The organism is Kitasatospora sp. MBT66 (assembly GCF_000710405.2).
Taxonomy (GTDB): domain Bacteria; phylum Actinomycetota; class Actinomycetes; order Streptomycetales; family Streptomycetaceae; genus Kitasatospora; species Kitasatospora purpeofusca.
Genome location: NZ_JAIY01000007.1, coordinates 230,774 through 236,773, shown reverse-complemented (window position 1 = coordinate 236,773; position 6,000 = coordinate 230,774). Strand labels below are relative to the sequence as shown.

Below are 6,000 nucleotides of genomic sequence, written 5' to 3'. Positions count from 1 at the left end.
GCGGGACGGAGCTCGCACCGCCCGTCGACACACTCACGCCGCAGCCGCCCCCGCGACACCGTCTCCAGCAGCCCGATCACCCAGCAGGTCGGACACCCGCGCAGGGCGACCAGCCCGAGCGGCAGCAGGAGGAGCGCCACCGGCCCGGCGACCGGCAGCAGCACGAACGCCCCCACCAGCGCGCCGAACCCGATCCCGCCCCGCACCAGGTGCCCGGCCACCGTCCGGCTGGCATAGCCGGAAGTGCCGCCCTTCACCACTCCCCTCCGCCGGTGACCGCCCGGACCGCCGCCCGCGCCCGGTGCAACCGCGACTTCATGGCCGCGGTGCTCAGCCCCAGCGCATCGGCGACCGTCCGCCCGCTGAGCCCCTGGACGTCCCGCATGACCAGCACCCGCCGCTGATCCTCCGGCAACGCCGCGATCGCCTCCGCCACCCGCCCGGCCTCCAGCCGCCCCAGCACCTCGTCCTCGGCCGACCGGTACGGCGCCACCCCGGCCACCGGACGCTCCCCCAGCGCCGAACGCGCCCGCCGCAGGCACTCGTTCCGTACGATCCGGAACATCCACGAGGCCAGTGCCCCGGTCGCCCGCAGCATCCCGATCTTGCGGTAGAGGATGATCAGCGCCTCCTGCGCCGCGTCCTCGGCGTCCTCCGGCGTGGCGCAGAGCGACCGCGCGAACCGCCGGACATGCGGATGCGCTCCCGAGACCAGCGTGGCGATCGCCTCCGCATCACCGTCCTGCGCCGCGGCCACCACCGAACTCCCCGGCCACTCCCGCACCTCAGCCACGCCGCCGCCCCCACTTCCGCAGCACCGTCACGCTGCACGCCCCGACCAGCAGCACACCGACCGCCACAGCCGCCCAGACCATCGTCACAACCTCCTCGTCCGCCCCGGTCCTCACCGAAGCCGTCCATAAGAGGCGGCGACCCACGGAAAGGATTCAACCCGGCGCGGCGGCCGGAGTCACTCCGTGGCCGGGTCGCCGAGTTCGGTGAAGAGGGTGAGCTGGAGGCCCCCGGGTGCTTCGAGTCGGGAGTTGAGGGAGTTCCAGGGAGTACGGACGGGTTCGGCGACCACCTCGGCGCCGGCGGCCGCGAGTTCGGCGGTGGTGGCGGTGGAGTCGTCGACCTGGAAGGCGACCCGGAGGTGGCCGGCGACACGTCGGCCGACCTCGACCTCGTCGATGAAGTCGGCGTGGCCCGGATCGGCGATCTCCAGGGTCGCGCGACCGGCCTCCAGGATGGTGACCCGCCCGTCGGGCGAGGCGAAGGCGGCACGTTCGGGAAGGCCGAGAACGTCGCGGTAGAAGTGCAGCGCCTGCTCGTAGTCGGCGGCCGTGACCACCAGACGGAGTTCACGCACGGCGGGGGCGGCCTCGGACGGCTCGGACATTTCGGCTCCTCGGTCGGAAAGCGGAAGGCGACCCCACCGACAACTGCGCTGGGGTCGCCTTCATTTCAGGACCACGACTCAGGACGAAGACCGAGCACCACGACATCAGTACCGGCGACGCACCGCCCGGCCCGAGATCCGACGAACCCAAGGCCCCCGACGGAAAACCCGCTCGCCGCACCGAACCCCTTTGTGTCAGCATGACGATATGAGCGACGAACGCACGATCGATCCCGCCGACACCCGTGACCGCGCCGCCCTGACCGCGGCCGTGGCGGCCGGCGCCCGGGCCAAGTGGCTGCTGTTCTGGGGCCATCAGCCGCAGCAGAACGGGTCGTTCGGCCCCGGTGTGCTGAGCCAGTGGTGGCCCGACCACCCGTTCGTCGTCGACGGTGTCGAGTACCGGACCGCCGAGCACTGGATGATGGCGGGCAAGGCCCGGATGTTCGACGACAGCAGGACGCTCGCCCTGATCCTGGCCGCGCCGAGCGCCGGGGAGGCGAAGAAGCTGGGCCGCCAGGTCCGCGGCTTCGACGACGCCGTCTGGCGTGCGGGCCGCTTCGAGCTGGTCGTCGCGGGCAATGTCGCCAAGTTCGGCAGCCACGCCGGGCTCCGCGCCTACCTGCTGTCGACCGCCCGGCGGGTCCTGGTGGAGGCCAGCCCGCTCGACCGGATCTGGGGCATCGGCCTCGGCGCGGAGAACGAGCGTGCCGAGCGGCCCGCCGAGTGGCGCGGCGAGAACCTGCTCGGCTTCGCCCTCATGGAGGCCCGCGCCCGGCTCGCCGCGACCGAGCGGTGAGCCGGACCGGCACCTCCGACCGGGAGGCGCACGGGTAGCAAGCGCGCGCCGGGTCGCTCACGATCCGTGCGCCCCATGCGCCCCCGGACACCACTCGCAAGACTGTGGACGCACTGCCGTAACTCCAGCGCCGTATTTCAACGCCAGGATGACTGGCCGTCAGGGTCAAGTTGGACAGGTTGCGGTGATCATGCGTACACGGCACACGGAACAGCCCCTCGTCCCGGACGCGGGCATCGGTGCGAGCGAGCAGGACGCTCTCGAACTCAGATCCCAGTTGGACGAATTACTGCGCGCCAGACAGTACGCGGTGCAGCGCGAGCGGCGGCTCGCCGAAGCCGTCCGGTCGCTGCCCGACCGGCAGCGGGTGGACGGTGAGCTGCTGCGGCAGCTGACCCAGGCGCGGACACTGCGCGAGGGGCTGGGCGCACGCTGCCTGGATCTGAGCGACCGACTGAAGAGCCTGGAGGAGCAGTTGCGGCAGCCGTCGCCACGGGTCGGGGGCAGCGAACGGCCCGGGACGGGCACCCCGAACGACATACCGGACCGCGGCCACGACGACGCTCTCCACGACGTCCACCACCGCGATGTCCACCGCGACGTCCGTCACGACGTCCACCACGCCGACCGCCAGACGCCGGCCGACGACGGCCCCCACCCCACACCCACCGGCTCCGCACCCGGCCCCGCGCCGGTACCCGGCCCCGCACCGGCGCCCGCACCGCCACGCCACCGCTCCCCCGGCGAGCTCGCCGCCCTCGCCGAGCGCATCACCGGCCTGTACCGGAAGGCCTCCCCGACCGAGGCCGCCGACATCCTCGGCCAGGCCGCCGAGCACCTCACCCCGGAGGACACCGCCGCGCTGGCCGCCCGGCTCGCCCACCGGGGACCCACCGGCGCCTCCCTCCACCTCGCCCGCAGCGCCGTCCACGGCAGCCCCCAGCACGCCGCCGCCACCCTCGCCGAGCTGCGCCGGGCCGGGCTTGCCGAGGAGGCCGGGGAGCTGTTCAACACGCTGCGCTCCTGCCCGGCCGCCGACCTGCCGGCCCTGCTGGACGGGTTGGAGCGGGCCGGGCAGCACGCCGACGGCGCCACCCTGCTCTGGGAGTGGGGCTCCGCCCCGACCGCCGAGCTGACCGCCCTCGCCACCGCCCTCCACCAGGCGGACCGCGCCACCGACGCCCGGACCCTGCTGCGCCAGGCAGCCGGCCGTCCCACCGGCGACCTCACCGCCCTGGCCACCACGCTCCCCGCGCCGCTGCCCGCCCTGCTGCTGGGCGAGCTGGCGACGCTGCGGCCACCGGCCGAACTGGTCCGGCTGGCCGGCGCCCTGGCCGGTCGGACCGACCTCTACGAGGCACTGCTCATGCCTCTGCTCGCGGACCCGGGACAGCACCGCACCACCCTCGCCGCGCTCCGCACCGCCGGTCTCCCCACCACCCCGGCCAACCGCCCCCGCTCCCGCTGGGGCCGCCGCTGAGCCCGGGCCCACCCGGCCGGCGCCCGCCCACGCGCCGCCGCCTACCCGCCGGCGTCCGCCCCACCCGGCCGACGCCCGCCCCACCCGGCCCCCACGCTCACGAGGCCGGGGCGGACTCCCCCTGCAGGGGAAGGGCGACGGGGGGCGGCGTCGGCATCACCCCGGCCGAGCGCAGCGCCCCGGCGAGCGCCTCGAACTTGGCGGAGAGGCCCCGGTCGCGCAGCTCGTCGCCGTGCACCTCGGCCAGGGCCTCGATCAACCGGCGCCGGATCTCCGGCAGGTTCCTCTCCCAGCTCGCCACATGCATGGCGATGGCCTCGTCGAGGAAGCGCACGGGAGAACTGCGGCGCACCCGGTCGAGCGGCGACCGGATCATGGACCGCCGGCCCTGGAGCACACGCTCGAAGCACCACAGCATCGTGAAGTAGGCCGCGAGCACGTCGGGTCCGTAGGGCTGCTGCCCCCGACGGAATGCGACCAGGGCGTAGCGGGCCAGCGCCACTTCACCGCTCGTCAGGTCGAGGTGGAGCGTCCGGGCGAGTTCGAAGTCCACCTGCCGGGTCTGTCCCCGGTAGACCGCCCAGGCCCCCGCGACCGAAGCCAGGGCACCGACACCCGACGCGATCGACCATGGATCCGCCATCCCAACCCCTCCCCGTAGCTGGGGCCGGTCCGGCGGCCCGGAGCGGAGATTAGCCGATCGTCACGGCGACCGGGCCCCGAAGCGGCAACTCCGAAACAGCGCCCACCGACCCGGCGTCCCCGGGAACAGCACCCGCCTACGCGGAACCCCCGCCCGCCCCGGGGACACCGGGGCGAACGGGGGTTCGCACGGAAGACCGCGGGCACCCGGGCCCGCCGACGTCAGCAGCCGATGAGCCGCGCCGCCAGGTAGGACTTCACCTGGTCGAGCGAGACGCGCTCCTGCGTCATGGTGTCGCGCTCGCGCACGGTCACCGCGTTGTCCTCGAGGGTGTCGAAGTCGACCGTCACGCAGAACGGCGTGCCGATCTCGTCCTGGCGGCGGTAGCGCTTGCCGATGGCACCGGCGTCGTCGAACTCGACGTTCCAGGCGGTGCGCAGGTCGGCGGCCAGGCCGCGGGCCTTCGGCGAGAGGTCGGCGTTGCGCGACAGCGGCAGCACCGCGACCTTGACCGGGGCCAGCCGCGGGTCGAGCCGCATGCCGACGCGCTTCTCCATGACGCCCTTGGCGTTCGGCGCCTCGTCCTCGAAGTAGGCGTCGATCAGGAAGGCCAGCATGGCGCGGTTGAGGCCCGCCGCCGGCTCGATGACGAACGGGAAGTACCGCTCGCCGGACTCCTGGTCGAAGTACTTGAGGTCCTGGCCGGAGGCCTCGCTGTGCACCGTCAGGTCGTAGTCGGTGCGGTTGGCGATGCCCTCCAGCTCGGAGAACTCGGTGCCGCCGAAGTTGAAGCGGTACTCGATGTCCACCGTGCGCTTGGCGTAGTGGGAGAGCTTCTCCTTCGGGTGCTCGAACAGGCGCATGTTGTCGGTGCGCAGGCCGAGGCCGACGTACCAGTCCCAGCGCTGCTGGAGCCAGTACTCGTGCCACTGCTCGTCCTCGCCCGGCTTGACGAAGAACTCCATCTCCATCTGCTCGAACTCACGGGTCCGGAAGATGAAGTTGCCGGGGGTGATCTCGTTGCGGAAGCTCTTGCCGACCTGGGCGATGCCGAACGGCGGCTTCTTGCGCGAGGTGGTCTGGACGGCCTTGAAGTTGGTGAAGATGCCCTGGGCGGTCTCCGGGCGCAGGTAGGCCAGGCCGCTCGCCTCCTCGGTGACACCGAGGTGGGTCTTCAGCATGCCCGAGAAGTCCTTGGGCTCGGTGAACTGGCCCTTGACGCCGCAGTCCGGGCAGTTCACGTCCTGGAGGCCGTTCGGCGGCGGGAAGCCGTGCTTGGCCTCGTACTTCTCCTCCAGGTGGTCGGCCCGGTGGCGCTTGTGGCAGGAGAGGCACTCGGTCAGCGGGTCGTTGAAGGTCTTGACGTGGCCGGAAGCCTCCCAGACCTCGCGGGCCAGGATCACCGACGAGTCGAGTCCGACGACGTCCTCACGGGCCTGCACCATCGCGCGCCACCACTGGCGCTTGATGTTCTCCTTGAGTTCGACGCCCAGCGGACCGTAGTCCCAGGCGGCACGAGTGCCGCCGTAGATCTCGCTGCAGGGGTAGACGAAGCCACGGCGCTTGCTCAGGCTGACGATCGTCTCGATCTTGTCGGCTGCCACAGTGCTCTCTTCAGTACGTACGGCACGGTCAGGGCACGGCTGGTTGCGCGTACCCGAATACCTCAGGTTACCGGC

At 72.6% G+C, this 6,000-nt stretch carries 7 protein-coding genes; 2 read left to right on the top strand and 5 right to left on the bottom strand.

Annotated elements, in window-relative coordinates:
* The 3 genes from BI06_RS20575 to BI06_RS20565 form a co-directional block, all read right to left on the bottom strand.
* On the bottom strand, positions 1-257 hold a 257-nt coding region (locus BI06_RS20575; protein ID WP_063795005.1), incomplete at its 3' end, for a hypothetical protein.
* The gene (locus tag BI06_RS20570; RefSeq protein ID WP_030395799.1) at positions 254-793 is read right to left on the bottom strand and encodes an RNA polymerase sigma factor; all 540 of its coding nucleotides are present in this window, start codon (positions 791-793) and stop codon (positions 254-256) included. The genes BI06_RS20575 and BI06_RS20570, both read right to left, overlap by 4 nt.
* Positions 794-970: 177 nt before the next feature.
* Positions 971-1,399, bottom strand: coding sequence for a VOC family protein (locus tag BI06_RS20565; protein ID WP_043470400.1), 429 nt, complete (start codon positions 1,397-1,399; stop codon positions 971-973).
* 208 nt (positions 1,400-1,607) lie between these two features.
* Between BI06_RS20565 and BI06_RS20560 the strand changes: the two genes are divergently transcribed.
* The gene (locus tag BI06_RS20560) at positions 1,608-2,198 is read left to right on the top strand and encodes an NADAR family protein (RefSeq protein ID WP_037781096.1); all 591 of its coding nucleotides are present in this window, start codon (positions 1,608-1,610) and stop codon (positions 2,196-2,198) included.
* A 190-nt stretch (positions 2,199-2,388) separates the two neighbouring features.
* Positions 2,389-3,678 carry a hypothetical protein gene (locus BI06_RS20555; protein ID WP_149030427.1) on the top strand — a complete coding sequence of 430 codons (1,290 nt, stop codon included), beginning with the start codon at positions 2,389-2,391 and terminating at the stop codon, positions 3,676-3,678.
* 97 nt (positions 3,679-3,775) lie between these two features.
* On the opposite strand, the gene BI06_RS49575 is transcribed toward BI06_RS20555, so the two are convergent.
* Both BI06_RS49575 and BI06_RS20545 read right to left on the bottom strand, forming a co-directional pair.
* On the bottom strand, positions 3,776-4,321 hold the full coding sequence (locus tag BI06_RS49575; RefSeq protein ID WP_043470394.1) for a hypothetical protein: 546 nt from the start codon (positions 4,319-4,321) through the stop codon (positions 3,776-3,778).
* A gap of 221 nt (positions 4,322-4,542) precedes the next feature.
* Positions 4,543-5,925: a glycine--tRNA ligase gene (locus tag BI06_RS20545; protein WP_030395794.1), complete on the bottom strand. Its 1,383-nt coding sequence runs from the start codon at positions 5,923-5,925 to the stop codon at positions 4,543-4,545.
* Between the last annotated feature and the right edge of the window lie 75 nt (positions 5,926-6,000).

Excerpts from the sequence above, each read along its gene's own strand:
- BI06_RS20565 (WP_043470400.1), bottom strand. The coding sequence starts at position 1,399 with ATGTCCGAGCCGTCCGAGGCCGCCCCCGCCGTGCGTGAACTCCGTCTG.
- BI06_RS20560 (WP_037781096.1), top strand. The coding sequence starts at position 1,608 with ATGAGCGACGAACGCACGATCGATCCCGCCGACACCCGTGACCGCGCC.
- BI06_RS20555 (WP_149030427.1), top strand. The coding sequence starts at position 2,389 with ATGCGTACACGGCACACGGAACAGCCCCTCGTCCCGGACGCGGGCATC.
- BI06_RS49575 (WP_043470394.1), bottom strand. The coding sequence starts at position 4,321 with ATGGCGGATCCATGGTCGATCGCGTCGGGTGTCGGTGCCCTGGCTTCG.